Here is a 25,030-nt window from a genome sequence, read left to right as displayed (position 1 = left end):
CCAATTGGCATCGGTCCCCGCAGCTAGTGTTTTTGTAGCGCGTCCGCCGGGCCTTCCTGCGCCTGCCTGAACCATCCCTTGAGCCAGCGGCAGAACACCCGGGCGGTTTCGGGGGCGGTGCTGCGCGGGTTGATATAGGCCGAATAGCTGGCGTCGCCGCGCACCGCCGCAGGCGAGGCCCGCAGCAGGTGGCCGCGGCGCAGCGGTTCGGCCACCAGCAGTTCAGGCACCACCAGGTGGCCCATGCCGCCCGTTGCTGCGGCGATCGCGAGGAAGTAGTGGTCGAAGCTGGCGCTGACATGGATGCCGGCCGCCTGAACGCCCAGCTGGGCGGACCAGGCGGCCAGCACGTCGGGCCGCGACTGCGCCGCGAGAAACTGCCACTGGCTGATGGGCTGGTTCGCGAACTCGCGGCAACGCGCGGGGGACGCCACGCACACCAGGTTTTCGGCGGCCAGCAGCCAGTGCTCGGCGCCGGTGACGGCCAGGTCGCGCGTGACCAGCACGTCGTAACTGTCGCCCGGGCCCGGCGGCGAGAGCGAGGTCACCAGGTCCACCGCCACCGGGGCCGCGGGCTGGAAGCCGGGCAGGGCGGGAATCAGCGTGGTCATCGCAAAGGTGGGCAGCGAGGTGCGCACGATGAGGCGGGTGCCGGCCTGGCTTTGCGCCAACTGGCGGGTGGCCAGCTCTATCGTCGACAGGGCGTCCTGCACCGTGTCGAAATACAGACGCCCCGCATCGGTCAGGCGTACCGAAGTGCCGCTGCGCGCAAAAAGGGGCTGCCCGAAATAGCGCTCCAGCGTGGCGACATGGCGGCTGACACCGCCCTGGCTCATGCCCAGTACGCGGCCGGCGCGGCTGAAATTGAGCTGGCGCGCGGCTTCCACAAACACCCGTACGGCATTGAGCGGTAGTGCCGGGAGGTGGAAGTCATCTGTTTTACTCATCATTAGAGGCTACTTTCCTCATGGTTTTAGGTGCGATGCAGAGGAAATTCAATGAATATGGCGACTGACCCGTTCATCGACTGATCATATTTACTCATTATTTACTGTCAAAGGTTTTCCCCATGCCTCTTGTTTTGCACAGCTGCCCTGGCGGCACCCTGCTTCTGCCCGACGCCCTTTTGTGCGACCGTCGCGACGGCGGCCATCTGGTCGTCAACCCGCCGCGGCCGGTCTGGGAGCGCAGCGAGCTGGCGCCGATGGAACTGGCCCACTGGTCTTGCCTGGTGGCCGCCACGGGCCGCGCCATGCTGGACGTGCTGCCCGCCCTGCATGAAGGCTGCCTCAATTACTGGGAGGCGGGCAACTGGGCGCTCAACGACCAGGCCCCGCCCGCCGGGCCCAAGAACGTGCAGGCGCATCGCCGGGTGCACCTGCATGTGCTGGGGCGCAACCGGCAGTCGGCGCATCCCGACTGGCGCTGGGGCGAGTCCCCCAAATTCCCGCGCTGGGAGGACATGGTGGCCTGGGCAGCGGGGTTCGCGCCGCTCAGCCCGCAGGAGTGCGAGGCTGTGGCCGGGCGCGTCAAAACCTTGCTGGACAGCCGCTTTCGCCTGCCCGAGCCCGGCGCGCCGGCATGAGTGCCCAGACGCTGGCGCTGGTGCTCGCGGGGGCGGTGTGCCACGCGCTCTGGAATATTGTGGCCAAGCGCGCGGCCGGCGGCCTGCTTTTTATCTGGCTGTTCGGCTGCGTCAGTATGGCGGCCGCGGCGCCGGTGGCCCTGCTCGCATGGCACCAACACCCCCAGGCCTTCGACGGCTGGATGTGGCTGGCGGCGCTGGCCAGCGCGCTGCTGCACCTGGTGTATTCGCTGGTGCTGCAAAAAGGCTACCGGGTGGCCGATTTCGCCGTGGTCTATCCCATGGCCAGGGGCACCGGGCCGCTGCTTGCGGTGCTGGGGGCGGTGGCTCTGCTCGGCGAACTGCCCAGTGCACTGGGCTGGCTGGGCGTGGCCCTGGTGCTGGCGGGCGTCTTCATGACGTCCGGTGGCGCGGCGGGCATTGCAGGCAGCGGGGATGCGCGGCGGCGGCGCGGGGTACTCTGGGGCGGGCTGACCGGCCTTTGCATTGCCGGCTACACCGTGATTGACGGCTGGGCGGTGAAATCCCTGGGCATGGCGCCGGTGCTGTTTTATGCCGCGGGCCTTGGCTTTCGCACGGTGTTGCTCGCGCCCTGGGTTTTGCCGCGGCGCGCCTTGCTGTCCGCGCAATGGCGACAGCACCGCACGGCCATCGTGCTGGTCGGCTTGCTGTCGCCGCTGGCCTACTGCCTGGTGCTGTTTGCTGTGCAGTCCGCGCCGCTCAGCTATGTGGCGCCGGTGCGCGAGATGTCCATGCTGATCGGCACGCTGGTCGGTGCCCGGCTGCTCAAGGAGGCCCTCAAGCCCTCGCAGGTGCTGGGCACGGCGCTGATGCTGCTGGGTGTGGCGGGGCTGGCGCTGGCTTGAATCGGCCGCTTTAGCCGACGGTGACGGCGGCGCCGTCGCCCTTGGCGGCGATCACGCCGATCTCGTACACCTGCTCGCCCGCGTCGCGCAGGGTCTTGGCCGTGGCTTGCGCGTTGGCGGCATCTACCACGACGACCATGCCGATGCCGTTGTTAAAGGTGCGGTTCATCTCGAAGTCGTCGATGCCGGCGGTTTTTTGCAGCCAGGCGAACAGCTCGGTCTGCGGCCAGCTGCCCTTTTTGAGGTGGGCAGCCGTGCCTTCGGGCAGCACGCGGGGAATGTTCTCCAGCAGGCCGCCGCCGGTGATGTGGGCCAGCGCCTTGATGGGATGGGCGGCCAGCGCGGCCAGCACGTTCTTGACGTAAAGGCGGGTGGGCTCCATCAGGGCCTGTTTGAAGGGCTTGCCGTCCAGTGTGGCGGGTGCATTGCCGGCTGCGCGCTCTATGCATTTGCGCACCAGGCTGAAACCGTTGGAGTGCACGCCGCTGCTGGCCAGGCCCAGCACCACGTCGCCGGCTTTCACGTCCTTGCCGGTCAGGATTTTCGATTTTTCGACCGCGCCCACGGCAAAGCCGGCCAGGTCGTATTCGCCGGCCGGGTACATGCCGGGCATTTCGGCGGTTTCGCCGCCTATCAATGCGCAGCCGCTGAGCTCGCAGCCTTTGGCAATGCCGCCGACCACGGCCGCGGCCGTGTCGACGTCGAGCTTGCCGCAGGCGAAGTAGTCGAGGAAAAACAGCGGCTCGGCGCCCTGCACCAGCACGTCGTTGACGCTCATGGCCACCAGGTCTATGCCCACGGTGTCGTGCATCTGCCATTCAAAAGCCAGCTTGAGCTTGGTGCCCACGCCGTCGGTGCCGCTGACCAGCACGGGCTCTTTGTAACGCTTGGGCACTTCAAACAGCGCGCCGAAGCCGCCTATGCCGGCCAGCACGCCTTCGCGCATGGTTTTTTTGGCCAGGGGCTTGATGCGTTCGACCAGCGCGTCGCCCGCGTCGATGTCAACGCCCGCGTCTTTGTAGCTCAGGGGGGAAGAGGAGGAGGTGGTCATGGTGTCGGCTTTGCTACGGGTAAGGGCGGTAAGAGCGGTATGGGGGCGAATGAGGGGCTGGAAGCCGGGTTTGCGGCGCTGGAGGGGCCTGCAAGCCCGATAGAATTCAGCCTGAGATTCTAAAGGCTACCCATTCGGCCGCTTTCAGGCCCTTCCGGCGATTGTTCCGGCAAGCTCAACCCAAGGCTTTATGCAATTCACCACCGCCCAAAAACGCGCCGCCGCCTGGTGCCTGATCGCTGCCCTGGTCGTCCTCGCGCTGTGGCTGCTGGGGCCGGTACTCACGCCCTTTGTGGTGGCCGCCGTGCTGGCCTATGCGCTGACGCCGCTGGTCAACCGGCTGGACGACATGGGCAAGGGCCGCCTGCCGCGCGTGGTGGCGGTGGTCATCGTCGAATTTCTCTTCATCGTGGTGCTGCTGAGCCTGTTTTTGCTGATCGTGCCCATCATGGCCAAAGAGCTGCCGGTACTGCGCGAGCAGGTGCCGTTGCTGGCGGACCGGCTCAACACCAGCCTGGCGCCCTGGCTGGCGCAGTTCGGCATCCATGTGGCGCTGGACGTGGGCAGCATCAAGGCTTTTGTGCTCAAGTACCTCAACGCCAACTTCGAGGACCTGTTTGGTTCGCTGATGTCCTCGCTCAAGCTGGGCGGCAGCGTGGCGCTGGCCGTGGTCGGCAACGCCGTGCTGATCCCGGTGGCGCTGTTTTACCTGCTGATGGACTGGGACAAGTTTGTCGCCCGCGTGCTCGAACTGGTGCCGCCCCACCTGCGCGGCGGCTTCGACAGCTTCACCGAAGAAGCCGACGCGGTGCTGGGCCAGTACCTGCGCGGCCAGTTGCTGGTCATGCTGATCATGGCGGTGTTTTATGCCGTGGGCCTGGCCCTGTTCGGCCTGGACCTGGCCGTGCCTATCGGCGTCTTCACCGGCCTGGCGATGTTCATCCCCTACCTCGGCTTCGGCCTGGGCCTGTTGCTGGCCGTGCTGGCCGGCCTGCTGGAATTCGCCTCGCTCAAGGCGCTGGTCATGGTGGCCGTGGTCTATGGCGTGGGGCAACTGGTGGAAAGCCTGTACTTCACGCCGCGCCTGGTGGGCGAGCGCATAGGCCTGCATCCGCTGGCGGTGATTTTTGCCCTGCTGGCTTTCGGCCAGGTATTCGGCTTTGTCGGTGTGCTGGTGGCGCTGCCGGCCAGCGCCGTTCTGCTGGTGGGCATACGCCGCCTCAAGGCCAGCTACATGGCCAGCCGGCTTTACAAGGCCGGGTGACGACGATGGGGCAGGGATAGGCACATGGTGGGCATGAAACAGATTGCGCTGGACATCGGGCTGGCTTCGGCCCCTTCGTTCGCCAATTTTTTCGGCGGACCGAACGAGGCCGCGCTCAAGCACCTGGAACTCTGGGCCGGCAACACGCTGCGCTCGCCGGTGCCCACCTACCTCTGGGGTGAGGCCGCCAGCGGCAAGACCCATTTGCTCAAGGCCGTGCGCGAGGCGCTGCGCGAGCAGGGCGCTTCCAGCGGCTGGATGGACGCTTCGCTGCTGGAGCCGCCCGAGTTCAACGAATCCTGGGCCGCCGTCATTCTCGACGAATGCCACCTTTACACCGCGGTGCAGCAGCAGGCGGCCTTCAACTGGTTTGTCAATGCGCTCAGCGCGTCCGACGGCCGGCCGCGCTGGGTGCTGGCCGCCGGCAACGTGCCACCCGCAGACCTGGCGCTGCGCGAAGATTTGCGCACCCGCCTGGGCTGGGGCCATGTGTTCGCCCTGCAGGCCCTGACCGAACCCGAGCGGCGCGCCGTGCTGCGGCGCGAAGCCGACGCGCGCGGCGTGTTCCTGAGCGACGAAGCCATGGACTTCATGCTGACCCGCTTTTCGCGCGACCTCGGCAGCCTGATGCAACTGCTGGACCAGCTTGACGGCTATGCCCTGCAAACCAAGCGCGCCATCACCATCCCCCTGATCAAGTCCATGCTGGAAAACGGATGAACCGGCTGCGTATCGAGCTATACAACAAATATAAATTTGTTGTATAGTTGACCCATGCCTCTCCATGTCGAACTTTCCCTTTCCGCCCAGACGGCTTACGCCCAGCTGGCGGATGTGGCGATTTCGCTGGAACTCAACCGCAGCATTGAAAACCTGCATGGCAGTTTTTCGCGCAAGACAGTGCAGGAAGCGGTGTACTGGTATTTTTCCTATCGCGACCTGAACGGGCAGCTGCGCCAGCTGTATGTGGGGCCCGATACCGATGCCGTCCGTGCCGCCGTCGAGCGCGCAAGGAATCCGGCCGTCAAACCGGACGCGGCCCTGGCGCCTCTGGCCAAGGCCGCCGTGGCGCTCGGCTGCGCGCCGGCCTTGCCCAAGCATGTGCGCGCGGTCCGCCGCCTGTCCGACTATGGGTTTTTCCGCGCTGGCGGCGTGCTGGTCGGCACGCATGCTTTCATCGCCCTGGGCAATATGCTGGGTGTCAAATGGTTTGCCGGAGGGGCAACCACCGATGTCGATTTTGCGCATGCAGGCAAGAATATTTCGGTGGCCTTGCCGGCCGATGTGCAGATCGACGTGCATGCCGCGCTGACGAGCTTCGAGCAAGGGTTCATTCCCCTGGTCCAGCTCAGCGGAGGGGCGGGCGCTTCCTACAAGCTCAGCGGGGATCCGGAATTCCAGATCGATTTCCTGACATCGGCCCACCGGGGCGGCGACGGCCCCATCGTCATTCCCAACCTCAATGTCGGCCTGCAGCCGCTGCGTTTCATGGAGTTCTCGCTCGAAAGGGTGACGCAGGCGGTGCTGGTTGACCGCAACGGCAGCGCCGTCACGGTGAGCATTCCCGCGCCCGAGCGTTATGCGGTGCACAAACTGCTGATCGTGGGGGAGCGGTCGGGCGCCATGCGGACCAAGGCCAACAAGGATTTGCAGCAAGCCGCGGCCTTGTTTGACTACCTGCTGGCAACGCAGCCGGAAAGCCTGCTCGAAGCCTGGCACGACGCGCTGGACCGCGGCCCAGGCTGGCGCAAGCGCGCGCTTGAAGGCCTGATTGCGCTGCAGCGGACCCACCCCCAGCTCAAGCTGGGCCACATGCTAACCGGAGCCCACGCGTGAAGATTGCGCTGTTTGACCTGGACCACACGCTGATCCCTATCGATTCCGACTACGAGTGGGGCGAATTCACGATCGCGCTGGGCTGGTGCGACAGCACCGAGTTCAAGCGGCGCAATGCCGAATTTTTCGAACATTACCGCGCCGGTACGCTGGACATCCACGATTACGTGCGCTTCGCCACCCAGGCGATCCGCGAGCAGGGCGCGTCCAAGTCAGCCGCCGCCCATGCCCGCTTCATGCGCGAGGTCGTGCAAAAAGCCATTACCCCGCAGGCGCGGGCGCTGGTGGACGGGCACCGCGCGGCCGGTGACGAGCTGGTCATCGTCACCGCCACCAATGAATTCGTCACGCGTCCCATTGCCGAGGCTTTCGGCGTCAAGGAGTTGATCGCGGTCGAGCTGGAGCGCGACGCCCAGGGCTGGCTGACCGGTGAGATCCTGGGCACGCCCTCGGCCCGTGAAGGCAAGGTCACCCGCGTGGAACAATGGCTGGCGGACCGCAAGCTCGGCTGGGACGAGGTGGAAACCACGTTTTACACCGATTCCCTGAACGACCTGGCCCTGATGGAGAAGGCGACCCACCCCGTCGCCACCAACCCGGACGCCCGCTTGCGGACCCTGGCGGCAGAGCGCGGATGGCGCATACTTGAGCTGTTTCACTAGTTTTTCATGATCAAAAAATTTATCGACAAGCTGTTTGGCAAATCAGACAGCACAGATCCCGGCGTCAAGCGGGTCAAAAAATCACCTTTCGGTCAGCGCCAGGATGTCACCGTTAAGGAACACGGCATTGACGTCTCGCTGGTGGACGACCGCGCCATGGACGTTGTGCGCACCCTCAAGGACGCCGGCTATGAGGCCTACATCGTCGGCGGCGCGGTGCGCGACCTGCTGGTGGGCCTGCGCCCCAAGGACTTCGACGTCGCCACCGACGCCACGCCCGAGCAGGTCAAGTCGCTGTTTCGCCGCGCTTTCATCATCGGCCGGCGCTTTCGCATCGTGCACGTCATCTACGGCCGCGGGCGCGAGCATGAAGTCATCGAGGTCTCGACCTTCCGCGCCCACCTGGACAGCAGCCTGGCCGAGCAGGTCGGTGGCAACGAGCGCACCAGCAAGAGCGAACTCGCCGGCATGAAGCACGCGGTCGATGCCTCCGGCCGGGTGCTGCGCGACAACGTCTGGGGCCCTATAGAGCAGGACGCCGCGCGCCGCGACTTCACCATCAACGCGATGTACTACGACCCTGAAACGCAGGTGGTGGTCGATTACCACAACGGCATCAAGGACGCCAAAAAAAGAATCATCCGCATGATCGGCAACCCGGCAGTGCGCTACCGCGAAGACCCGGTGCGCATCATCCGCGCCGTGCGTTTTGCGGCCAAGCTCAGCGCGCTGGGCTTCAAGTTCGAAGACAAGACCGTGGCCCCGTTGCGCGAGATGAAAGGCCTGCTGGCCGACGTGCCGCAGTCGCGCCTCTTCGATGAAATGCTCAAGCTGCTGCAGACCGGCCATGCGCTGGCCAGCATCGCGCAGCTCAAGTTCCTGGGCCTGGGCACCGGGATCTACCCGCTGCTCGACGTCGTGGTTGAAAACGCCGACGAGCCCTTCCTCAAGCTCGCCCTGCAAGACACCGACCGCCGCGTCGGCGAAGGCAAGCCGGTGGCGCCCAGCTTTTTGCTGTCTTGCGTGCTGTGGTCCGACGTGCGCGAGGGCTGGGAACAGCGCAAAAAGCGCGGCGAGCACCTCATGCCCGCGCTGCAGGACGCCATCGACGATGCCTTCAACGCCAAGATCGGCGACGTCTCGGGCCGCGGCAAGCTGGGCACCGACATGCGCGAGATCTGGACCATGCAGCCGCGCTTTGAAAAACGCACGGGCAGCGCCCCCTATTCCTTGCTGGAACAGCCGCGTTTCCGTGCCGGTTTTGACTTCCTGCGCCTGCGCGCGCAGACCGGCGAAATCGACATGGAGCTGGCCGAGTGGTGGGAAAAATTCAGTACCGCCTACGACGACGAACGCCACGCCATGATTGAAGAGGCGCGCCGCGAACAGCAGAGCAAGCCGCAGGCGCCGCGGGTTCGCGTCAAGCGCCCGGATGCCGAAGCTGGAGCAGGTCACACCGGCCATGCCGAGCGCTCTACACCCGACGCGGCCGATGCATCCGGCGAGCAGGGCGATGCCGCACCCGCCAAAAAACGCCGTCGCCGCCGCAAACCCACTAACCGTGGTGGTGCGGGCGGGGAAGGTGCGGGTGGCGATACGCCCTCGCCGTCGTCGGACACAGCCTCCAACGCCTGAGCGCTTCATGGTTCGCGCCTACGTCGCCCTGGGCGCCAATCTGGGCGATGCGGCAGTGGCCTTGCGCCATGCTGTTCAGGCCATAAACAGCCTGCCGTGGACGCGGGTGCTTCAATCTTCCAGCCTCTATAAAACAGCGCCGCTGGACACCGATGCAGGTGGTGCGGCGGCCGCGCCGGGCGATGATTACCTCAATGCCGTGGTCGAAATCGAGACCAGCCTCAGCGCTCCTGATCTGCTGGACCAACTGCAGCACATCGAACAACAGGCAGGCCGCGAAAGGCCTTACCGCAATGCGCCGCGCACGCTGGATCTGGATTTGCTGCTTTACGGCAGCGGCCACATAGCTTCAGCCCGCCTCACCGTGCCACATCCACGCATGGCACTGCGGGCTTTTGTGCTGGTGCCGCTCGCGGAAATCGCGCCAGGTCTGGTCAACGCCGCGCAGTTGGCGGTGGTGGCGCAGCAACGCATTGAGCGGCTGGGCCGGCTGGCCGACTAAGGCGCCAGCCGCTCGCGCAACCAGTCCCCGCCATCCTGCAGCGTATAGCGCAAGCGGTCATGCAGCCGGCTCTTGCGACCCTGCCAGAACTGCCAGTTGTCGGGCTTGAGGCGGTAGCCTCCCCAGTGTGGCGGGCGCGGGGGCTGCAGCAAAAATTTCGCGCCGTACTTGGCTGCATTGGCCACCAGCACGCCGCGCCCGGCAATCACTTCGCTTTGCGGGCTGGCCCAGGCGCCTATGCGGGAATCCAGCGGCCGGGTGTTGAAGTAGGCGTCGCTTTCCTCGGCGGAGACTTTTTCGACGACGCCCTCGATGCGCACCACGCGCTCAAGCTCCACCCAGTGGAACTGCAGCGCGGCGTAGGGGTTGCCGGCCAGTTCCTGGCCCTTGCGGCTGTCGTAGTTGGTGAACCAGGTGATGCCGCGTTCGTCATAGCCCTTGATCAGCACGATGCGGGTGGAGGGGCGCAGGTTGCTGGCCACGGTGGCCAGCGTCATGGCGTTGGGCTCGGGCACCTCGGCGGCGATGGCTTCCTGCAGCCATTGCCCGAATTGTTTGAGCGGGTCCGCCTGCGAGGCGTCTTCGTTGAGTTCGGCGCGTTCATAGCTTTTGCGCAGGTCGGCAATGGAGGAGGTGGGCTGGCTCATGCCCTTGATTGTGCCCGCTGGCACCATGCCCTTGCCGGCAGCCGGCCCTTGCCGTGCGCGAATGCTGTGTGCTCGAGGGTGGGCTTGTTGCCGAATTAATATTCGCTTATATTTCCAGCTTCCCATGAAGCCCAAAGACGACGAAAAGCAGCGCGCGATCGCCGAGGCCACCTTCAACCTGGTGGCCCAGACCGGCCTGAGCGGCCTGACCATGGCCGACATCGCCCGCACGGCCGGCATTGCCACCAGCACGCTGTACGTCTACCACCCGTCAAAGGACGAGCTGATCAGCCAGCTCTATGAAGAGGCCAAGACCGCGACCATGCTCCGGCTGATGGACGGCGTGGTTGCCGGCACCCCCCTGCGCAGCCGGGTGCGCCGCATCTGGGGAAATTTGCTGCGGCACCGGTTGGAGCGCTACGCCGAGGTGGTGTTCCAGGAGCAGTACTACAACTCCCCCTGGTTCACGCAGGGCAACCGCGAGCTGTCGACCCGCCTGGCGGCCAGCTTCCTGGCGCTGATGGAAGAAGGCCAGCAGCAGGAGATTTTTAAACCCGTGCCGCTGCCCCTGCTGACGGCCAGCGTGGTGGGTTCGGTGCGGGAAACCGCCAACCTGATACGCACCCAGGTGCTGCCCGACGACGAAGCCGTGCACCAGGCGGCCTTCAGCCTGTGCTGGGACGCCATCAAGGCCTGATCGGCTGAATCGCCTGAACCGCCCCGAAAGGGCAATACCCCCTGATATCAGTAGGCCAAGTTATTTTGATAAAAACTCTTCTTTAAGCGAATATATATTCGGCAAGTAGTTTTCTCATTTCTCCGCTGACTGCTTTCCGGCTTCTTCCCCACTAACAACAACCCAAGGAGTTCCACGATGCCCACCCTCAACATCAACGGCAAGGACCTGGCCGTCAACGCCGACGAATCCACGCCCATACTCTGGGCCCTGCGCGACACGCTGGGCATGACAGGCACCAAGTTCGGCTGCGGCGCGGCGCTGTGCGGCGCCTGCACCGTGCACCTCAACGGCGCGCCCATACGTTCATGCATCACGCCGATTTCGGCCGCCGCCGGCCAGAAAATCACCACCATTGAGGCCGTGGCCACCGACCGCGTGGGCAAGGCGGTGCAGGACGCCTGGGTCAAGCACGACGTGGCGCAGTGCGGCTATTGCCAGAGCGGCCAGGTGATGAGCGCCACCGCCTTGCTCAAGTCCAACGCCAAGCCGAGCGATGCCGACATCGACGGTGCCATGGCCGGCAATATCTGCCGCTGCGGCACCTATGTGCGCATACGCGCCGCCATCAAAGACGCCGCCCAAACCCTGGCTTGAAGGAGAACGCCATGTATTCGAATTCCACAGACACCCTCGATATCGCCAGCCAGCTGCCCAAAGGCCTGCAAGCCCTGATGCACAAGGCGCAGGACGCCGCGCAAAGCATCGCCGACGCCGCCCTGCAGCGCCGCAGTTTCCTCAAGGTCACGACCGCCGGCGGCTTTGCGCTGGGGGCGTTTCCGCTGCTGACGCAGGCGCAAACTATGGCAACGGCCGGTGCGCCAGCCGCATCCAGCCTCAAGCCGACCCAGCAGCCTTCTGCCTTTGTGCGCATTGACAAGGACGGCACGGTGACCGTCACCATCAACCGGCTCGACTTCGGCCAGGGCGTGCAGACCGGCCTGCCCATGATCCTGGCCGAGGAACTGGACGCCGACTGGGCGATGGTCAAAAGCCAGCACGGCAATGCCGACCCGGCTTATGTGGACCCGGCTTTCGGCATGCACCTCACGGGCGGTTCGGGCTCGATCAAGAACTCCTACACGCAGTACCGCGAACTCGGCGCGCGCACCCGCGCCATGCTGGTTTCGGCCGCCGCCGCGCAATGGGGCGTGGACGCCGGCAGCCTGCGCACCCAGCAGGGCGTGGTGATAGGCCCCGGCGGCAAGCGCCTGACGTATGGCGAACTCGCCGAAGCGGCCATGAAGCAGCCGGTGCCCGAGGCGGTCACGCTCAAGGACCCAAAACAGTTCCGCATCATCGGTAAGCCCACGGGCCGGCTTGACGCACGCGCCAAATCCAGCGGCGGCCAAAGCTACGGCATCGACGTGCGCCTGCCCGGCATGCTGACGGCGGTGGTGGCGCACCCGCCGGTGTTTGCCGGCAAGGTCAAAACACTGGACGACACGGCGGCCAAAGCCGTTCCCGGCGTGAAGGCCGTGCTGCGCGTGCCGCTGGACCGCGGCGGCGAAGGCGTGGCCGTGGTGGCCGAGGGCTACTGGGCGGCCAAGCAGGGCCGCGATGCGCTCAAGGTCGAATGGGATACCAGCGGCGTTGAAAAAGTCGACAGCGCCCAGCAGCTCGCGAGCTACCGCGCGCTGGCGCAAAAGACCGGCGCGCTCAAGTACAAGGACGACATCAGCAAGCTGGCCTCGGCGCCCAAAAAGATCAGCGCAGAGTTTGTGTTCCCCTACCTGGCCCATGCGCCCATGGAACCCCTCAATTGCACGGTGCAACTGAGCGGCCAGGGCGCGGACGCCAAGGCCGAACTCTGGCTGGGCACGCAGATGCCGGGCCTGGACACGCTGGCCGCCTCCAAGGCGCTGGGCGTGGCGCCGCAAAACGTCAAGATGAATGTGCAGATGGCCGGCGGCGGTTTTGGCCGCCGTGCGATCGCCACCAGCGACTATGTGGTGGAAGCCTGCAACGTCGCCAAAGCCGCGCGTGGCGCCGGGCTGACGGCCGCGGTGCGCACACTGTGGAGCCGCGAGGACGACATCAAGGGCGGCTACTACCGCCCCATGCATGTGCACCGCGCCCAGATCGGTTTCGACGCGCAGGGCAATATCCTGGGCTGGGACCACGTCATCGTCGGTCAGTCCATTGTCGGCGGCACGCCGTTTGAAGGCTTTATGGTCAAGGACGGCGTGGACGGCACCATGGTCGAAGGCATGAAAGAGCCTTACGACATCCCCATGCGCCTGTCGGTGCACCATCCCAAGCTCAATGTGCCGGTGCTGTGGTGGCGCAGCGTGGGTTCCACGCACACCGCCTACGTGATGGAGACGCTGATCGACGAAATCGCGCGCGGCAGCGGGCAGGACCCTGTGGCCTACCGCATGAAGCAGTTCGGCAGCAAGCACCCGCGCCACGCGGCCGCGCTGCAACTGGCGGTCGACAAGTCCGGCTACGGCAAACGCACGCTGGCCCCGGGCCGCGCCTGGGGCGTGGCGGTGCATGAGTCCTTCAACACCGTGGTGGCCTATGTGGTTGAAGCCTCGGTCAAGGACAACACCCCGGTGCTGCACGCCATCACCGCGGGCGTGCACTGCAACCTCGCGATCAACCCGACCAGCGTCGAGGCGCAGGTGCAGGGCGCCGCGCTGATGGGCCTGTCCATGTGCCTGCCGGGCGCGGCCATCACGCTGAAAGACGGCGTGGTCGAGCAAAGCAACTTCGGCGACTTCCCGGTGCCACGCATCACCGACATGCCCACGGTGGCGGTGTTCATCGTGCCCAGCGCCGATGCGCCCACCGGCCTGGGCGAGCCCGGCTTGCCGCCGCTGGCCCCGGCTTTTGCCAATGCCATCGCCAAGCTCACCGGCAAACCGGCGCCGCGCGAGCTGCCTTTCAAGCTGGCGTGATGGAAAAGGGCCTGCCCACGGTGCTGGTGCTGGCCTCGGGCCGGGGCGAGCGCTTTGCCGCCTCCGGCGGCGGCGCGCACAAGCTGCAGGCCTTGCTGGCCGGCAAGCCGGTGCTGGTGCGCACGCTGGAGGCCGTGGCCGCCAGCGGCCTGCCCTGGCACCTTGAGGATGCGGGCCACCCCGGCATGGGCGACAGCATCGCGGCCGCCGTGCGGACTACGCCGGAAGCTTCGGGCTGGCTGGTTTTGCCGGGCGATTTGCCGCTGGTGCAGGCCGCCACATTGCGGGCGGTGGCCGACGCGTTGGCGCGGCATGCGGTGGTGGTGCCCATGTTCGAGGGGGCACGCGGCCATCCGGTCGGGTTTTCGGCCGCCTGCCGAGATGCCTTGCTGGCGCTGACGGGAAACCGGGGTGCGTCCCCGGTGGTGCAGGCGCAGGCCGCGCTGAATGCGGTCGGCTTTCTCGATGTTGCCGACGAGGGTACGGTCATCGACATCGACACGCTGCAAGATTTGCAGCGCGCCGAAGCGCTACTGGCGCAGCGCTGAATCTTTTAGATAAGCGCGATCGCCGCGCAGGCCAGCCGCGGGCCGGAGTTGCCGGTGGGCTGGGTCTTGAAGTCGTCCGGGTCGCGGTGCACGATCAGGCCCTTGCCCACGATGTTATTCATGCCGCTGCCGACGGCAATGGTCTTGGATTCAAAGCTGAACTTCGCGACGCCCGCCGCGTCGGCCTTGAGGCTGGGCAGGTCGCCGGTATGGTGGGCCATGTCCGAGTGGCTGCCGTGCGGCTGGCCGCCGGGGTTGAAGTGGCCGCCGGTGCTCATGCCGTCGCCGCTGGAGCAATCGCCTTTTTCATGCACATGAAAGCCGTGTTCGGCATTCGGCTTGAGGCCGCGGATCTCGCCCGAGACCAGCACCTTGTCGCCGCTCTGGGTGAAGTTCACGGTGCCGGCCGCAGTATTGCCGGTGGTGCTTTGCAGCTGGGCCACGGCGCGCGGGCCGCTCATGGTGGATGCGCAGGCGCTGAGCACAAGGGCCGCGGCAAGCGGCGCCAGACGGTAAATCATGATGCGGTCTCCTGAAATGTTGGTGAGTTGTAAAACACGCCCACTTTAGGCTGCATGGCCCGTGATGGCAAGGATGAAAGAGTTCCTAGCCGTTAACCAGCGCCAGCAGCTTGCCCAGCGCATGGTCGTGGATACCCAGGGTCTTCAGCTTGTCATAGGTGAGCTGCGCGTATTCGCGCGTGGTGCCGTAGCGCCCGCAGGAGTCTGAAAAAATACGCCGGTAAACGTCTTCGCTGAGCACGCCGGTGTGGCTGGGGCTGCGCTTGGACAGGGTGAAGGCCAGCGCCTGTACATCCCCTTGCGCGGTTTGGCAGCGCAGCCACTTGGGGTCGTACACGCCGTTGGGCATTTCGCGCTTCCACAGGGCGGGCAGGGCGCCTGCGACCTGCGCCCGCGGGATGCGAAAGGCCATGCCCTTGCAGCTGCCGCCGTGCAGCAGGCCGAAGACCAGGCCCGGGCATTCCGGCGTGCCGCGGTTCACGCGGCTCCACATCTTGAGCGCGCGGTGGTAGCCGTGGATGGTGGCAAAACGTTCTTCCGCATGCTCGAACTCCGGCCGCCAGATCAGCGAGGCATAGGCGAATATCCAGAGGTCATCCTTGCCGCCCCATTCGCGCATGACGGTCTCCAGCATGTGGTCGGGGTTGCGGGAAACGGAAGGGCCGTTTGCGGCTGTTTGCTTGGCTGAATTTTCCACAGCCGCACTTTACAATGGGCCGAGTTTTTGTGACGGCTTATGTGACGGGAGTGGGACCATGTTTTCTCAGGACGATGAAGGCCAGCAGGGCCTGGTGTTGGCGCTCGTTCTGGGCCTGATGGTTTTTGTCGTCACGCTGGTCATAGGCATCAGTTTGTACCGGCTGCATCGCGTCGAGCCCGCCGGACCGCCTGCTGTTCCCGCCGTGGCGGCCGCGGCGCAAGCCCCGGCGACTGCTGCTTCCACACCGCCGCCTGCCGCGATCCTTCCCGACGTCAGCCAGGCCATACAGGCCTCCCAGGCTTCGCAAGCCGCGGCCGATGCCGCCAGCGTGAAGGTCGAGCAAGGCGTGGTGCGCTTTTATTTTGCCTCCGGCCAGGCCGAGCTCGCCGCCGGCGCGGTGGATGCCATGACCGACCTGGTCAAGGCCGCCAAGGGCGGCCGCATGCTGGTCATCTCAGGCTTTCATGACGCGACGGGCGATGCCGCCAAAAACGCGGCCCTGGCGAGGCAGCGTGCCGTGGCCGTGCGTGATGCGCTCAAGGCTGCGGGCGTTCCCGAGCGGCAGATCGAACTGAAGAAACCCGAACAGCTGGCCGGCGGCAGCGACGCCGAGGCGCGCCGCGTCGAGATCTCGCTGCAATAGGCTACCAGGTGCGGTGCGGCGTAGAGAGTCGCTGACAAGCGCAAAGGCGCAGGGCTGACGCCCAGCGTTCCGCCCTGCGGGCAGAGTATTTGGTAACCGTACCGTAACCACACTGGCGTGAAATGGTTCGGTAACCCGTTACCATAGAGTCAGTAATAAAGTTACGGCGACCCGGTGCCCCGCCACCCAAACTCCATAAAGCCCCACCATGGCCCTTCATCCCAAAGTCTCAGACATCACCGCGCGTATCGCCGCGCGCAGCCGTCCCACGCGCGAGGCCTACCTCGCGCAATTGCATGCGGCTTCCACGCGCGACCCCGGCCTGGACCGCATGGGTTGTGCCAACGTGGCTCATGCCTTCGCAGGCATGCCGCTGGACGACCGCTTCAAGGTGGTGACCGAGCGCAAGCCCAACATCGCTATCGTCACCGCCTACAACGACATGCTGTCGGCGCACACGCCTTTGCAGGCCTATCCGGCCTTCATCAAGGACGAAGCCCGCAAGCTGGGTGCCACGGCCCAGGTGGCCGGCGGCGTACCTGCGATGTGCGACGGCGTGACCCAGGGCACCAGCGGCATGGAGCTGAGCCTCTTCAGCCGGGACGTGATCGCCATGGGTACGGCGATAGCGCTCTCGCACGACATGTTCGACGCGGCGCTGATGCTGGGCGTGTGCGACAAGATCGTGCCGGGCCTGCTGATAGGCGCGCTGCAGTTCGGCCACCTGCCCACGGTCTTTGTGCCGGCCGGGCCCATGACTTCCGGCATCCCCAACAAGGAGAAAGCCCATGTGCGCGAGCAGGCCGCGCAGGGCCTGGTGGGCCGTGACGCCTTGCTCGATTCCGAGTTCAAGTCCTATCACAGCCCCGGCACCTGCACCTTCTACGGCACGGCCAACAGCAACCAGCTGCTGCTCGAAGCCATGGGCCTGCATGTGCCCGGCACCGCCTTTGTGAATCCCGGCAACGCCCTGCGCGAGGAACTCACGCGCGAAGCAGCGCGCACCGTGCTGGGCATCGTCAAGGCAAAACGTTTTGCGCCTATAGGCCTGATCGTTGACGAGAAGGCCATCGTCAATGCCATGGTCGCCTTGCTGGCCACGGGCGGCTCCACCAATCATTTGATCCATTGGGTCGCGGTGGCGCATTCGGCCGGCATCGTGATCGACTGGAATGACTTTTCCGACCTTTCCGACGTGGTGCCCACGCTGGCCCATGTCTACCCCAACGGCAGCGCCGACGTGAACCAGTTCCAGGCTGCGGGCGGCCCGGGGCTCATCATCCGCGAGCTGCTGAACACCGGCTTCATGCATGAGGATGTGCTCACGGTGCGCGAAGGCGGCATCCGCGAATACACACGCGAACCGGCGCTGGCCGGCGCCGCGCTGGCCTGGCATGAGCTTGGCAACTCCAGGGACGAAAGCATCGTGCGGCCCGTCGCCAAACCTTTCAGCGCCACCGGCGGCCTCAAGCTGCTGCAGGGCAACCTGGGCCGCAGCGTGATCAAGGTCTCGGCCGTGCCCGACGACCGCCATGTGATCGAAGCGCCCGCCCGGGTGTTTGATTCGCAGGAAGCCCTGCACCAGGCCTTCAACGCCGGCGAACTCAACCGCGACGTGGTCTGCGTGGTGCGCTGGCAGGGCCCGCAGGCCAACGGCATGCCCGAGCTGCACAAGCTCACGCCGCCGCTGGCCGTGCTGCAGGGCAAAGGCTTCAAGGTCGCGCTGGTCACCGACGGCCGCATGAGCGGTGCCTCCGGCAAGGTGCCGGCCGCCATCCATGTCTCGCCCGAAGCGGCCGCGGGCGGGCCGTTAGCCCGGGTGCGCGACGGCGATGTGATCCGTGTCGACGCCGTCACCGGTGAACTCAAGGTCCTGGTGGCGGAGGCGGAATGGGCCGCACGCCCGCTTGAAACCATGCCTGCCGAGCTGCGCGCCGGCAATGCCGTCGGCATGGGCCGTGAATTGTTTACCGGCATGCGCCGCCACGCGCTGACCGCTGAAGAAGGAGCTTTATCGTGGATGTGAACATCAAACCCGGCGGCAAGCTGACCGCCCTGCAGGTGATGCAGGATGCGCCGGTGATACCCGTCATCGTGCTGACCGACGTGAAACAGGCGGTGCTGCTGGCGCGCGCGCTGGTGGCCGGCGGCATACGCATGCTGGAAGTCACGCTGCGCACGCCGCAGGCCCTGGCCTGCATCGAAGCCATCGCGCGCGATGTGCCCGAGGCCGTCGCCGGTGCGGGCACGGTGCGCAGCGCCGCCGACGCCCAAGCCTGCGCCATGGCCGGCGCGCGTTTTGCCGTGAGCCCGGGCTACACCCATGCCGTGGGCCAGGCCTGCCGCGATGCCGGCCTGCCCTTGTTGCCCGGCGTGGCCACCGGCAGCGAAATCATGATGGCCCAGGAAGATGGGTTGACCGAACTGAAGTTTTTCCCGGCCATGCAGGCAGGCGGGCCGGCCATGCTCAAGGCCTGGAGCGGCCCTTTCGGCGACGTGCGGTTTTGCCCTACGGGTGGCGTCTCCACGGCCAACGCCGCGGAATTTTTAAGTCTGCCCAATGTGGTTTGTGTAGGCGGCTCCTGGCTCACGCCGGCCGACGTGCTGGCGCGCGGCGACTGGGCGCAGGTGACGGCGCTGGCGCAGCAGGCCTGCCGCCTGCAACGCGAGTGAAGCCTGGCGCCTAGCGCCTAGCGCAGGCCCGCGCCCGAAGCGTTCTCGGCGCGCTGGATCAATTCGATCTTGTAGCCGTCCGGGTCCGTCACAAAAGCGATCACCGTGGTGCCGCCCTTCACAGGGCCGGCTTCGCGCGTGACATTGCCGCCCGCGGCCTTGATTTTTTCGCAGGCCGCATACGCGTCCGGCACGCCCAGCGCGATATGGCCGAAGGCCGTTCCCATGTCGTAGCTGTCGGTTCCCCAGTTGTAGGTCAGCTCGATTTCGGCGTGCTCGGGGTTGTTGCCGTAACCGACAAAAGCCAGGCTGTATTTGTACTCGGGGTTTTCCGAAGTGCGCAGCAGCTTCATGCCGAGCACCTGGGTGTAAAAATCAATGGAGCGCTGGAGATTGCCAACGCGCAGCATGGTGTGTAGGAGTCGCATGGAATGATTATCCTGCGGCGCGCGCGGACGTGCACGGGCCACGCCCATAGCCCCGGGGGTCCATGCCGCTTATGGCCGCCGCCTTTGGAGCAGCTCGAAGATCGCCATGCCGGCCAGCATGGCCAGCACAAACACCGCGGCTTTGGGCTCTCCCATGCCCAGGGCCACGAGGCCAGGGCCTGGGCAGAATCCGGCCAGGCCCCAGCCCACGCCGAAAAGCAGGCTGCCGGCCACCAGCCTGCGGTCGATGCGACCCGCGGCCGGCAGCTTCATCTCGGCGCCCAGCAGGGACAGGCGCCGTTTTTTGGCCAGAAGGAAGGCGAAGAAACCCACGGCGATGGCACCGGCCATGACAAAGGCGAGCGAGGGATCCCAGGGGCCGGCCAGGTCCAGGAAGCCGAGCACCTTGGCGGGATTGGCCATGCCCGAGACGATCAGGCCCAGGCCAAACACCAGGCCGACCAGCAGGGAAGACAGCATCAGCATGGTTTTCTCCTAAAACCTGAACAGGTGGCGCGCCAGGAACACCACGGCAAAACCCGCGCCCATGAAGATCGCCGTGGCCGCCATCGAGCGCGGCGACAGCCGCGAAAGCCCGCACACGCCATGGCCGCTGGTGCACCCCGCGCCGTAGCGCGTGCCTATGCCCACCAGCAATCCGGCGGCGACCAGCATGCCATAGCCGGCATCCACCTGGACACGAGGCAAGGCTGAGAGCGCGGCATAGGCCCAAGGAGCGGCGATGAGCCCGGCGACAAAAGCCAGGCGCCAGCCGGCGTCGCCGCGCACCGGCTTGAGCAAGCCGCCCAGGATCCCGCTGATGCCGGCGATGCGCCCATTGAGCAGCACGAACATCGCAGCGGCCAGGCCTATGAGCAGGCCGCCCGCCAGCGCGGGCCAGGGTGTGAAGGCGTTCCAGTCCAGGGTCATGGGTTACCTCCTTCAGGGCATTAGAGGCATTAAAGGCAATAGAGGCGATTGGCCTGGCTAGCTCCCGCAATGGGGCACAGCAGAAAAAATCCTCGCGGCAATGATAAGGCGTGCGCGCGCAGCCTCAGGTCGAAGACGCAGGAAACAAACGGCGGGTTTCCTGAGCCTATCGTGCGGTTCTCATCTCTTCCATGAGCCATTGCACAAAGCACTGCGCCTCGGGTGTCGCGCCTGGTGCAAGGCCAAAGTAGTGGCGGCTCAGCGCCATCCGCAATTCAGGCAAAGGGCAGATCAACCGTCCCGAAGCGATGTCATGGGCGATCAAGGTGGTCGGGGCCAGCGCGAAACCCAGCCCGTCGACGGCTGCCTGAAGGACAAAATGCAGGTGCTCGAACTGCAGGCAGCTGGCGGGTTCCAGATCGGGAGCCTTCACATGCTTTTTCCAGTTGCTCCAATCATTGCCGCGCGATTTCGACAGCAGCAAGACATGGGAAGCCAAAGATTGCGGATCGGTGACGGGACGACGGGCGAACAATGCCGGAGATCCAACGACCAGGACCTCGTCCTCCAGGAACGGGCGAATCTGCATCGCCTGCGGCCATCCCCTGGTGCTCCGCCGGATGGCAAGGTCGAATGCCTCGGGCGCTTGATCCGGCGCCAGCGTGCTGGTCATCATCTGCAGTTCGATGTCCGGGTGCTTTGCCACGAACCCGGGCAGCCGTGGGATCAGCCAGCGCACGGCGAAAGTAGGCCTGACGTTGACCCTCACCGCGCACGATGGCGTCCGGGCCCTCAGCGATTGGGCCGCTTCGCCAATTTGATTGAGTGCGGGCCCGGCCTGCGCATGGAACTGATGGCCGGCCGCCGTGAGATGGACTTGCCGGGTCTTTCGCTCAAACAGGTCCACGCCCAGAAAAGCTTCCAGCGTCTTGATCTGGCGACTGATGGCGCCGTGTGTGACGTGCAACTCAAGGGCTGCGCGGGTGAAGCTCAGATGCCGCGCCGCCGCCGCGAAAGCACGGACCGCATTCAACGGAGGTAAGCGGGGCGACATGCGTGTCATTTTCTCACACGTACTGCGCACGAATATCGTTTGTCGGGAGCGTTGGCACCGCGCACCATGCGGCTCATGAAACAACCCATGGCCTCTGACCCGGACCGCAATTCACGCCATGCCGCTATGGCGCTCGGGCTGTCGCTTCCGGGAGACACGGTGCTCTACCTGCTCTTGCCGATGTTCGCGCCCGCGTTTGGCGTCACTTTGCCCGAAGCGGGTCTTCTCCTGGCGGCGAATCGCCTCGTGCGCATCGCCGGTTACGGCATGGTGGCGAAGTTTTATGCCCGCAACGGCGAGAGGCTCACCTGCTCCCTGGCGGTGGTTGCAGCCGCGATCTGCGCGCTGGGTTACGCCACATTCACGGGATTCGTCGCTTTGCTGCTCTTGCGGCTCCTGTGGGGCCTTGCCTTTGCAGCGCTTAACCTGGCCACCCAGGCATTGGCCACCGCCGAACCGGCAGGTGCCGCGCGCCGGGCGGGGCGGTCCCGCGCATTTACGGCCTTGGGGCCCATGCTTGCATTGCCTTTGGGCGGTGCGTGCGCGCTCTGGCTGGGTCCCAGAGTCATCTTTTTTGTGTTCGCGGCTGTTGCGGTGGCCGGGCTGCTGGTCACGCGGCAGCTCCCGACCACCCCCCATGGTGAGCCGCCGGCAACAAAAAGGGCCAGGCTCCCGGGCAGCCTCGATACCTGGTCGTTCATTGAAGGCCTGGTCCTGGACGGCCTGTTCATCATCGGTTTGTCTTACCTGGGCCGTGACTTGTTGCCGGGCAATCCGGTCGTCGTGGCAGGCCTTCTGCTGTCGGTCCGCTACCTGGCGGAAATCCTGCTGGGTTCCGTCGGCGGCCGCATGGCCGAAAAATACGGCATCGAGGTTCTGCTGGTGGCGCTTTCCGTGCTGGCTTCCGCGGCCCTTGTGGGCTTTGGCTTCGGCTGGCTGTGGACCTGCTCGCTTGTCATCGTGATCCTGCGTGCCCTGCTGTTGCCGCTATTGCCGGCTCTGGTGGCTCTTCGTACGCCGGGACCCGGGCGCATACAAGCCCTGGCCACACGTTCGGTCTGGCGGGACATGGGCGCGGGCATCGGTCCTGTGCTCGCCGGCCTGTTGTTACCGGTCGCGCCGGCTGAATGGATCTACGGTGTCTGCGCACTTCTTCTGTCATGTGCGGCCATTGCCTGCTTAAGACCGGGCCGTGACTGAAAGCGCTCAGACATCACACCCTTCTTTCAACCCGCCCGGCCTAGCCTGGCGTGCGCTTCGCCGATGCTATTTCTGTGGCACTTCAAACACCAGGCAGGTCGTGGTCGCATGCGCATACAGCTTGCCGTCCGGGCCCACGATGCGGCCTTCGGCGGTGGCCAGCTGGCGGCCGCAGTGGATCACCGTGCCGATGGCGCGCAGCGGCCCGGTCTTGTGCGAGGCGGCGCGCACGATGTTGATGCTCAGTTCGGCCGTGGTGTAGGCCCGGCCTGCGGGCATCATGGTGTGCACGGCGCAGCCCACGGCGGAATCCAGCATCGTGGCATACCAGCCGCCGTGCACCGTGCCCAGCGGGTTGTAGTGCTTGAGCTGCGGCGTGCCCTGGAACACGGCCTTGCCGGGCTCGATCTCGATCAGCGCGAAATCCAGCGTATCGGCGATGTGGGGGTAGGGCAGCTTGCCGTCCAGCATGGCGGTCATGACTTCCATGCCGGTTTTGCCGGCCACGTCTTCCGGCCGCGCCAGGCCCGGCCTGCCACCGCCGCCTTCCATGCGGATGCGCACTGCGGCGCTTTGTTCCATCCATTGAGCCAATGTGTCTTGTGGGGTCATGTTTTCCATAAATGTTGCATATGCAATAGTTGTAGCTACAATTAAATTATGAACGGGAAAACCCGCCTGTCAACCCAGGCCGAGCTCAAGGTGCAGGGCTGCACCAACCTGAAGCTGCGCCAGCTGATGCGCCGTGTTGCGCACCACTACGACCTGGAAATGGCCAAGGTGGGACTGAAGACCACCCAGTATTCCCTGCTGACCTATGCGCTCACGCTCGGTCCCATGCGGCCCGGTGAACTGGCGCGCGGCATGAAAGTCAGCGCTTCCACGCTGACGCGCAACCTCAAGCCGCTGATAGACGCCGGCTGGATAGAGCTCACCGCGGGCAGCGATGCGCGCAGCCGCACCGTGGTGCTGACCGCCGCGGGCCGCGCCAAGCGCGAGGAGGCCCGCGCGCGCTGGAAGGCCGCACAGGAGCAGCTCAACGTGCTGCTGGGCGCCGAACGCGTGCTGGCCTTGCATGCGCTGGTCAATGAATCCCTGGAACTCTTGTCCCCCATCGAACCCGGAGCCGATGATGAATAACCCCGTGCCTTCCAACCCCGCCGCGCCTTCCAGTGCCGGCCGGATCGCCATCTGGCTGGTGCTGCTGGCCGCCGGCGGTACCTTTGCCCTCACCATGGGCGTGCGCCAGACCATGGGCCTGTTCCTCTCGGCCCTCAACACCTCGACCGCGCTGGGCATAGGCAGCATCAGCCTGGCCTTCGCCTTCGGCCAGCTCTGGTGGGGGCTCACGCAGCCCTTTGCCGGCGCGGTGGCCGACCGCATAGGCACGGGCCGCGTGATCTTTCTCGGTGTGCTGCTGGTGGCCGTGGGCACCATCATCACGCCGCTGATGACCAGCACGGCCGGGCTGATCTTTGCGATCGGCGTGCTGGCCGCGGGTGGCGCCGGCATGGCCGGCCCTTCGGTGCTGATGGCCGCAAGCACGCGCCTGGTCGCGCCTGAAAAGCGCGGCCTGGCCACGGGCATCGTCAACGCGGGCGGCTCCTTCGGGCAGTTCGCGATGGCGCCCATCGCCATAGGCCTGACGGCCGCCGTCGGCTGGGCCAGCGCCATGCAGTGGCTGGGCGCCCTGGTCCTGCTGGCGCTGCCGGCGGCGCTGGTGCTCAAGGGCAACTCCAGAGCGCTGGCCGCGCAGGCCGCGGCGGCCTCAGGCGTGAAAGCGCTGAGCGCGCGCCAGGCCATCCGCCAGGCGCTGGCCACACCCAGCTACCGCTACCTGGCCGCGGGTTTCCTGGTCTGCGGTTTCCACGTCGCATTCCTGGCCACTCACTTGCCCGGCGTGGTGGCGGCCTGCGGCCTGCCGCCGGAAGTCGGCGGCTGGTCGCTCGCGATGATTGGCCTCTTCAACATCGTCGGCAGCCTGGGCATGGGCTGGGCCGTGGGCCGCTGGCGCATGAAGTCGCTGCTGGCCTTGTTGTATGCGACGCGCGGCCTTGCGGTGCTGGCGTTTTTGCTGGCGCCCAAGACGCCGGCCGTGATGCTGGTCTTCGCCGCCGTGATGGGCGTGACTTTTCTCTCGACGGTGCCGCCCACGGTGGGGCTGGTCGCCAAGATGTTCGGCACGGCCAACATGGCCATGCTGTTCGGCGTGGTCATGCTGTCGCACCAGGTGGGCGGTTTCCTGGGGGCTTACCTGGGCGGCTATGTGTTCCAGGCCACGGGCAGCTACGATTGGGTCTGGTACATGGACATCGTGCTGGCCGCGGGCGCCGCGCTGGTGAACCTGCCGATACGCGAGGCCTTGCTGCCGCGGCAGATGGCGGCCAAGGCCGTGGCCTGAGCCAGTGGTTTTTGAACCCAGGGAAAACAAAGAGATGAGCACAAGGCCTGAAACCGGCGCCGCGCCGCGTTACCTCGACGACCTGCAGCCCGGCGACCGTTTTGTGAGCGGCGAGTACGCACTCGACGCGGCGCAGATCACCGCCTTTGCCGCGCAGTTCGATCCCCAGCCTTTCCACCTGGACCATGAAGCGGCCAAGGCCACGCTGTTCGGCGGCCTGGCCGCCAGCGGCTGGGATACGGCGG

The 25,030-nt window shown here is 65.9% G+C and carries 29 protein-coding genes; 19 read left to right on the top strand and 10 right to left on the bottom strand.

The genetic code is table 11. The features are described from left to right. Positions 1-23: 23 nt before the first annotated feature. On the bottom strand, positions 24-947 hold the full coding sequence (locus PMI15_RS04150) for a LysR family transcriptional regulator (RefSeq protein ID WP_036837442.1): 924 nt from the start codon (positions 945-947) through the stop codon (positions 24-26). A 122-nt stretch (positions 948-1,069) separates the two neighbouring features. Here PMI15_RS04150 and PMI15_RS04145 point away from each other — a divergent pair, with 122 nt between their 5' ends. Continuing rightward, positions 1,070-1,585 (top strand): hypothetical protein, encoded by a 516-nt coding sequence (locus PMI15_RS04145; RefSeq protein ID WP_007864065.1) that lies wholly within the window; start codon positions 1,070-1,072, stop codon positions 1,583-1,585. After that, a complete protein-coding gene (locus tag PMI15_RS04140) occupies positions 1,582-2,451 on the top strand; it encodes a DMT family transporter (RefSeq protein ID WP_007864061.1) in 870 nt (289 codons plus the stop codon). Before PMI15_RS04145 ends, PMI15_RS04140 begins: the two co-directional genes overlap by 4 nt. A gap of 10 nt (positions 2,452-2,461) precedes the next feature. On the opposite strand, the gene purM is transcribed toward PMI15_RS04140, so the two are convergent. After that, positions 2,462-3,502 carry a phosphoribosylformylglycinamidine cyclo-ligase gene (gene purM / locus PMI15_RS04135; RefSeq protein WP_007864060.1) on the bottom strand — a complete coding sequence of 347 codons (1,041 nt, stop codon included), beginning with the start codon at positions 3,500-3,502 and terminating at the stop codon, positions 2,462-2,464. 190 nt (positions 3,503-3,692) lie between these two features. Here purM and PMI15_RS04130 point away from each other — a divergent pair, with 190 nt between their 5' ends. Genes PMI15_RS04130 through folK form a run of 6 tightly spaced genes read left to right on the top strand, consistent with a single transcriptional unit; the run spans position 3,693 to position 9,401 of the window. Continuing rightward, on the top strand, positions 3,693-4,766 hold the full coding sequence (locus PMI15_RS04130) for an AI-2E family transporter (protein ID WP_007864059.1): 1,074 nt from the start codon (positions 3,693-3,695) through the stop codon (positions 4,764-4,766). A gap of 33 nt (positions 4,767-4,799) precedes the next feature. Continuing rightward, complete coding sequence (hda, locus tag PMI15_RS04125; protein ID WP_036837439.1) at positions 4,800-5,486, top strand: DnaA regulatory inactivator Hda; 687 nt, start codon at positions 4,800-4,802, stop codon at positions 5,484-5,486. A gap of 54 nt (positions 5,487-5,540) precedes the next feature. Next, entirely contained in the window at positions 5,541-6,602 is a 1,062-nt protein-coding gene (locus tag PMI15_RS04120) for a nucleotidyltransferase domain-containing protein (RefSeq protein ID WP_007864055.1), read from the top strand. Next, positions 6,599-7,264 (top strand): HAD family phosphatase, encoded by a 666-nt coding sequence (locus tag PMI15_RS04115; RefSeq protein WP_007864050.1) that lies wholly within the window; start codon positions 6,599-6,601, stop codon positions 7,262-7,264. Before PMI15_RS04120 ends, PMI15_RS04115 begins: the two co-directional genes overlap by 4 nt. 6 nt (positions 7,265-7,270) lie before the next feature. After that, on the top strand, positions 7,271-8,899 hold the full coding sequence (gene pcnB, locus PMI15_RS04110) for a polynucleotide adenylyltransferase PcnB (protein ID WP_007864048.1): 1,629 nt from the start codon (positions 7,271-7,273) through the stop codon (positions 8,897-8,899). A gap of 7 nt (positions 8,900-8,906) precedes the next feature. After that, entirely contained in the window at positions 8,907-9,401 is a 495-nt protein-coding gene (gene folK / locus PMI15_RS04105) for a 2-amino-4-hydroxy-6-hydroxymethyldihydropteridine diphosphokinase (protein ID WP_007864046.1), read from the top strand. Here the strand turns inward: folK and pdxH are convergent. Then, entirely contained in the window at positions 9,398-10,048 is a 651-nt protein-coding gene (gene pdxH, locus PMI15_RS04100) for a pyridoxamine 5'-phosphate oxidase (protein WP_036837437.1), read from the bottom strand. The two genes, folK and pdxH, sit on opposite strands and share 4 nt — an antisense overlap. Positions 10,049-10,172: 124 nt before the next feature. Here pdxH and PMI15_RS04095 point away from each other — a divergent pair, with 124 nt between their 5' ends. The 4 genes from PMI15_RS04095 to PMI15_RS04080 all read left to right on the top strand — a co-directional run bounded on the left by PMI15_RS04095 (position 10,173) and on the right by PMI15_RS04080 (position 14,235). Continuing rightward, positions 10,173-10,745 (top strand): TetR/AcrR family transcriptional regulator, encoded by a 573-nt coding sequence (locus PMI15_RS04095; protein ID WP_007864039.1) that lies wholly within the window; start codon positions 10,173-10,175, stop codon positions 10,743-10,745. A gap of 177 nt (positions 10,746-10,922) precedes the next feature. Continuing rightward, the gene (locus PMI15_RS04090) at positions 10,923-11,381 is read left to right on the top strand and encodes a (2Fe-2S)-binding protein (protein WP_007864037.1); all 459 of its coding nucleotides are present in this window, start codon (positions 10,923-10,925) and stop codon (positions 11,379-11,381) included. 11 nt (positions 11,382-11,392) lie between these two features. Beyond that, positions 11,393-13,687, top strand: a complete 2,295-nt coding sequence (locus PMI15_RS04085) for a xanthine dehydrogenase family protein molybdopterin-binding subunit (RefSeq protein WP_007864036.1) — start codon at positions 11,393-11,395, stop codon at positions 13,685-13,687. Then, complete coding sequence (locus PMI15_RS04080) at positions 13,687-14,235, top strand: NTP transferase domain-containing protein (RefSeq protein WP_007864034.1); 549 nt, start codon at positions 13,687-13,689, stop codon at positions 14,233-14,235. The genes PMI15_RS04085 and PMI15_RS04080 overlap by 1 nt, the downstream gene beginning before the upstream one ends. A 5-nt stretch (positions 14,236-14,240) precedes the next feature. Here the strand turns inward: PMI15_RS04080 and PMI15_RS04075 are convergent, their stop codons facing one another. Next, positions 14,241-14,756, bottom strand: coding sequence for a superoxide dismutase family protein (locus tag PMI15_RS04075; protein WP_007864029.1), 516 nt, complete (start codon positions 14,754-14,756; stop codon positions 14,241-14,243). Positions 14,757-14,841: 85 nt separating this feature from the next. Then, positions 14,842-15,390, bottom strand: coding sequence for a gamma-glutamylcyclotransferase (locus tag PMI15_RS04070; protein ID WP_036837423.1), 549 nt, complete (start codon positions 15,388-15,390; stop codon positions 14,842-14,844). A 121-nt stretch (positions 15,391-15,511) separates the two neighbouring features. On the opposite strand from PMI15_RS04070, the gene PMI15_RS04065 reads away from it, so the two are divergent. The 3 genes from PMI15_RS04065 to eda all read left to right on the top strand — a co-directional run bounded on the left by PMI15_RS04065 (position 15,512) and on the right by eda (position 18,772). Next, positions 15,512-16,099 carry an OmpA family protein gene (locus tag PMI15_RS04065; protein WP_007864025.1) on the top strand — a complete coding sequence of 196 codons (588 nt, stop codon included), beginning with the start codon at positions 15,512-15,514 and terminating at the stop codon, positions 16,097-16,099. Positions 16,100-16,307: 208 nt separating this feature from the next. Then, on the top strand, positions 16,308-18,125 hold the full coding sequence (edd, locus tag PMI15_RS04060) for a phosphogluconate dehydratase (RefSeq protein WP_007864023.1): 1,818 nt from the start codon (positions 16,308-16,310) through the stop codon (positions 18,123-18,125). Then, on the top strand, positions 18,116-18,772 hold the full coding sequence (gene eda / locus PMI15_RS04055) for a bifunctional 4-hydroxy-2-oxoglutarate aldolase/2-dehydro-3-deoxy-phosphogluconate aldolase (RefSeq protein ID WP_007864021.1): 657 nt from the start codon (positions 18,116-18,118) through the stop codon (positions 18,770-18,772). The genes edd and eda overlap by 10 nt, the downstream gene beginning before the upstream one ends. 17 nt (positions 18,773-18,789) lie before the next feature. On the opposite strand, the gene gloA is transcribed toward eda, so the two are convergent. From gloA to gcvA, 4 genes are all read right to left on the bottom strand, one after another. Beyond that, on the bottom strand, positions 18,790-19,200 hold the full coding sequence (gene gloA / locus PMI15_RS04050; RefSeq protein ID WP_007864019.1) for a lactoylglutathione lyase: 411 nt from the start codon (positions 19,198-19,200) through the stop codon (positions 18,790-18,792). A 69-nt stretch (positions 19,201-19,269) separates the two neighbouring features. Next, the gene (locus tag PMI15_RS04045; RefSeq protein ID WP_007864017.1) at positions 19,270-19,686 is read right to left on the bottom strand and encodes a DUF6691 family protein; all 417 of its coding nucleotides are present in this window, start codon (positions 19,684-19,686) and stop codon (positions 19,270-19,272) included. A 9-nt stretch (positions 19,687-19,695) separates the two neighbouring features. Beyond that, entirely contained in the window at positions 19,696-20,130 is a 435-nt protein-coding gene (locus PMI15_RS04040) for a YeeE/YedE family protein (RefSeq protein ID WP_007864015.1), read from the bottom strand. Between the two features lie 166 nt (positions 20,131-20,296). Further along, on the bottom strand, positions 20,297-21,184 hold the full coding sequence (gene gcvA / locus PMI15_RS04035) for a transcriptional regulator GcvA (RefSeq protein ID WP_007864013.1): 888 nt from the start codon (positions 21,182-21,184) through the stop codon (positions 20,297-20,299). Positions 21,185-21,271: 87 nt separating this feature from the next. Between gcvA and PMI15_RS04030 the strand changes: the two genes are divergently transcribed. After that, positions 21,272-22,384: an MFS transporter gene (locus PMI15_RS04030; RefSeq protein ID WP_238541070.1), complete on the top strand. Its 1,113-nt coding sequence runs from the start codon at positions 21,272-21,274 to the stop codon at positions 22,382-22,384. A 66-nt stretch (positions 22,385-22,450) separates the two neighbouring features. Here PMI15_RS04030 and PMI15_RS04025 read toward each other — a convergent pair whose 3' ends face one another. After that, positions 22,451-22,996 (bottom strand): PaaI family thioesterase, encoded by a 546-nt coding sequence (locus PMI15_RS04025; RefSeq protein WP_036837431.1) that lies wholly within the window; start codon positions 22,994-22,996, stop codon positions 22,451-22,453. Positions 22,997-23,044: 48 nt separating this feature from the next. Here PMI15_RS04025 and PMI15_RS04020 point away from each other — a divergent pair, with 48 nt between their 5' ends. From PMI15_RS04020 to PMI15_RS04010, 3 genes are all read left to right on the top strand, one after another. Further along, the gene (locus PMI15_RS04020) at positions 23,045-23,524 is read left to right on the top strand and encodes a MarR family winged helix-turn-helix transcriptional regulator (RefSeq protein WP_007864008.1); all 480 of its coding nucleotides are present in this window, start codon (positions 23,045-23,047) and stop codon (positions 23,522-23,524) included. Further along, on the top strand, positions 23,517-24,785 hold the full coding sequence (locus tag PMI15_RS04015) for an MFS transporter (protein ID WP_007864006.1): 1,269 nt from the start codon (positions 23,517-23,519) through the stop codon (positions 24,783-24,785). Before PMI15_RS04020 ends, PMI15_RS04015 begins: the two co-directional genes overlap by 8 nt. A 34-nt stretch (positions 24,786-24,819) precedes the next feature. Next, positions 24,820-25,030, top strand: a 211-nt coding sequence (locus tag PMI15_RS04010) for a MaoC/PaaZ C-terminal domain-containing protein (RefSeq protein WP_007864004.1), incomplete at its 3' end; no start/stop codon positions are given.

The sequence above is a fragment of the Polaromonas sp. CF318 genome, from assembly GCF_000282655.1.
Classification (GTDB): domain Bacteria; phylum Pseudomonadota; class Gammaproteobacteria; order Burkholderiales; family Burkholderiaceae_C; genus Polaromonas.
The sequence above is the reverse complement of the archived record's forward strand: the minus strand, read 5'-3'. Positions and strand labels throughout refer to the sequence as shown.

What these genes read in the sequence shown, in the direction of transcription:
- PMI15_RS04150 (WP_036837442.1), bottom strand. Translation starts at nt 947, where the DNA reads ATGAGTAAAACAGATGACTTCCACCTCCCGGCACTACCGCTCAATGCC.
- PMI15_RS04145 (WP_007864065.1), top strand. Translation starts at nt 1,070, where the DNA reads ATGCCTCTTGTTTTGCACAGCTGCCCTGGCGGCACCCTGCTTCTGCCC.
- PMI15_RS04140 (WP_007864061.1), top strand. Translation starts at nt 1,582, where the DNA reads ATGAGTGCCCAGACGCTGGCGCTGGTGCTCGCGGGGGCGGTGTGCCAC.
- purM (WP_007864060.1), bottom strand. Translation starts at nt 3,502, where the DNA reads ATGACCACCTCCTCCTCTTCCCCCCTGAGCTACAAAGACGCGGGCGTT.
- PMI15_RS04130 (WP_007864059.1), top strand. Translation starts at nt 3,693, where the DNA reads ATGCAATTCACCACCGCCCAAAAACGCGCCGCCGCCTGGTGCCTGATC.
- hda (WP_036837439.1), top strand. Translation starts at nt 4,800, where the DNA reads ATGAAACAGATTGCGCTGGACATCGGGCTGGCTTCGGCCCCTTCGTTC.
- PMI15_RS04120 (WP_007864055.1), top strand. Translation starts at nt 5,541, where the DNA reads ATGCCTCTCCATGTCGAACTTTCCCTTTCCGCCCAGACGGCTTACGCC.
- pcnB (WP_007864048.1), top strand. Translation starts at nt 7,271, where the DNA reads ATGATCAAAAAATTTATCGACAAGCTGTTTGGCAAATCAGACAGCACA.
- folK (WP_007864046.1), top strand. Translation starts at nt 8,907, where the DNA reads ATGGTTCGCGCCTACGTCGCCCTGGGCGCCAATCTGGGCGATGCGGCA.
- pdxH (WP_036837437.1), bottom strand. Translation starts at nt 10,048, where the DNA reads ATGAGCCAGCCCACCTCCTCCATTGCCGACCTGCGCAAAAGCTATGAA.
- PMI15_RS04095 (WP_007864039.1), top strand. Translation starts at nt 10,173, where the DNA reads ATGAAGCCCAAAGACGACGAAAAGCAGCGCGCGATCGCCGAGGCCACC.
- PMI15_RS04090 (WP_007864037.1), top strand. Translation starts at nt 10,923, where the DNA reads ATGCCCACCCTCAACATCAACGGCAAGGACCTGGCCGTCAACGCCGAC.
- PMI15_RS04085 (WP_007864036.1), top strand. Translation starts at nt 11,393, where the DNA reads ATGTATTCGAATTCCACAGACACCCTCGATATCGCCAGCCAGCTGCCC.
- PMI15_RS04080 (WP_007864034.1), top strand. Translation starts at nt 13,687, where the DNA reads ATGGAAAAGGGCCTGCCCACGGTGCTGGTGCTGGCCTCGGGCCGGGGC.
- PMI15_RS04075 (WP_007864029.1), bottom strand. Translation starts at nt 14,756, where the DNA reads ATGATTTACCGTCTGGCGCCGCTTGCCGCGGCCCTTGTGCTCAGCGCC.
- PMI15_RS04070 (WP_036837423.1), bottom strand. Translation starts at nt 15,390, where the DNA reads ATGCTGGAGACCGTCATGCGCGAATGGGGCGGCAAGGATGACCTCTGG.
- PMI15_RS04065 (WP_007864025.1), top strand. Translation starts at nt 15,512, where the DNA reads ATGTTTTCTCAGGACGATGAAGGCCAGCAGGGCCTGGTGTTGGCGCTC.
- edd (WP_007864023.1), top strand. Translation starts at nt 16,308, where the DNA reads ATGGCCCTTCATCCCAAAGTCTCAGACATCACCGCGCGTATCGCCGCG.
- gloA (WP_007864019.1), bottom strand. Translation starts at nt 19,200, where the DNA reads ATGCGACTCCTACACACCATGCTGCGCGTTGGCAATCTCCAGCGCTCC.
- PMI15_RS04045 (WP_007864017.1), bottom strand. Translation starts at nt 19,686, where the DNA reads ATGCTGATGCTGTCTTCCCTGCTGGTCGGCCTGGTGTTTGGCCTGGGC.
- PMI15_RS04040 (WP_007864015.1), bottom strand. Translation starts at nt 20,130, where the DNA reads ATGACCCTGGACTGGAACGCCTTCACACCCTGGCCCGCGCTGGCGGGC.
- gcvA (WP_007864013.1), bottom strand. Translation starts at nt 21,184, where the DNA reads ATGTCGCCCCGCTTACCTCCGTTGAATGCGGTCCGTGCTTTCGCGGCG.
- PMI15_RS04030 (WP_238541070.1), top strand. Translation starts at nt 21,272, where the DNA reads ATGGCCTCTGACCCGGACCGCAATTCACGCCATGCCGCTATGGCGCTC.
- PMI15_RS04025 (WP_036837431.1), bottom strand. Translation starts at nt 22,996, where the DNA reads ATGACCCCACAAGACACATTGGCTCAATGGATGGAACAAAGCGCCGCA.
- PMI15_RS04020 (WP_007864008.1), top strand. Translation starts at nt 23,045, where the DNA reads ATGAACGGGAAAACCCGCCTGTCAACCCAGGCCGAGCTCAAGGTGCAG.
- PMI15_RS04015 (WP_007864006.1), top strand. Translation starts at nt 23,517, where the DNA reads ATGAATAACCCCGTGCCTTCCAACCCCGCCGCGCCTTCCAGTGCCGGC.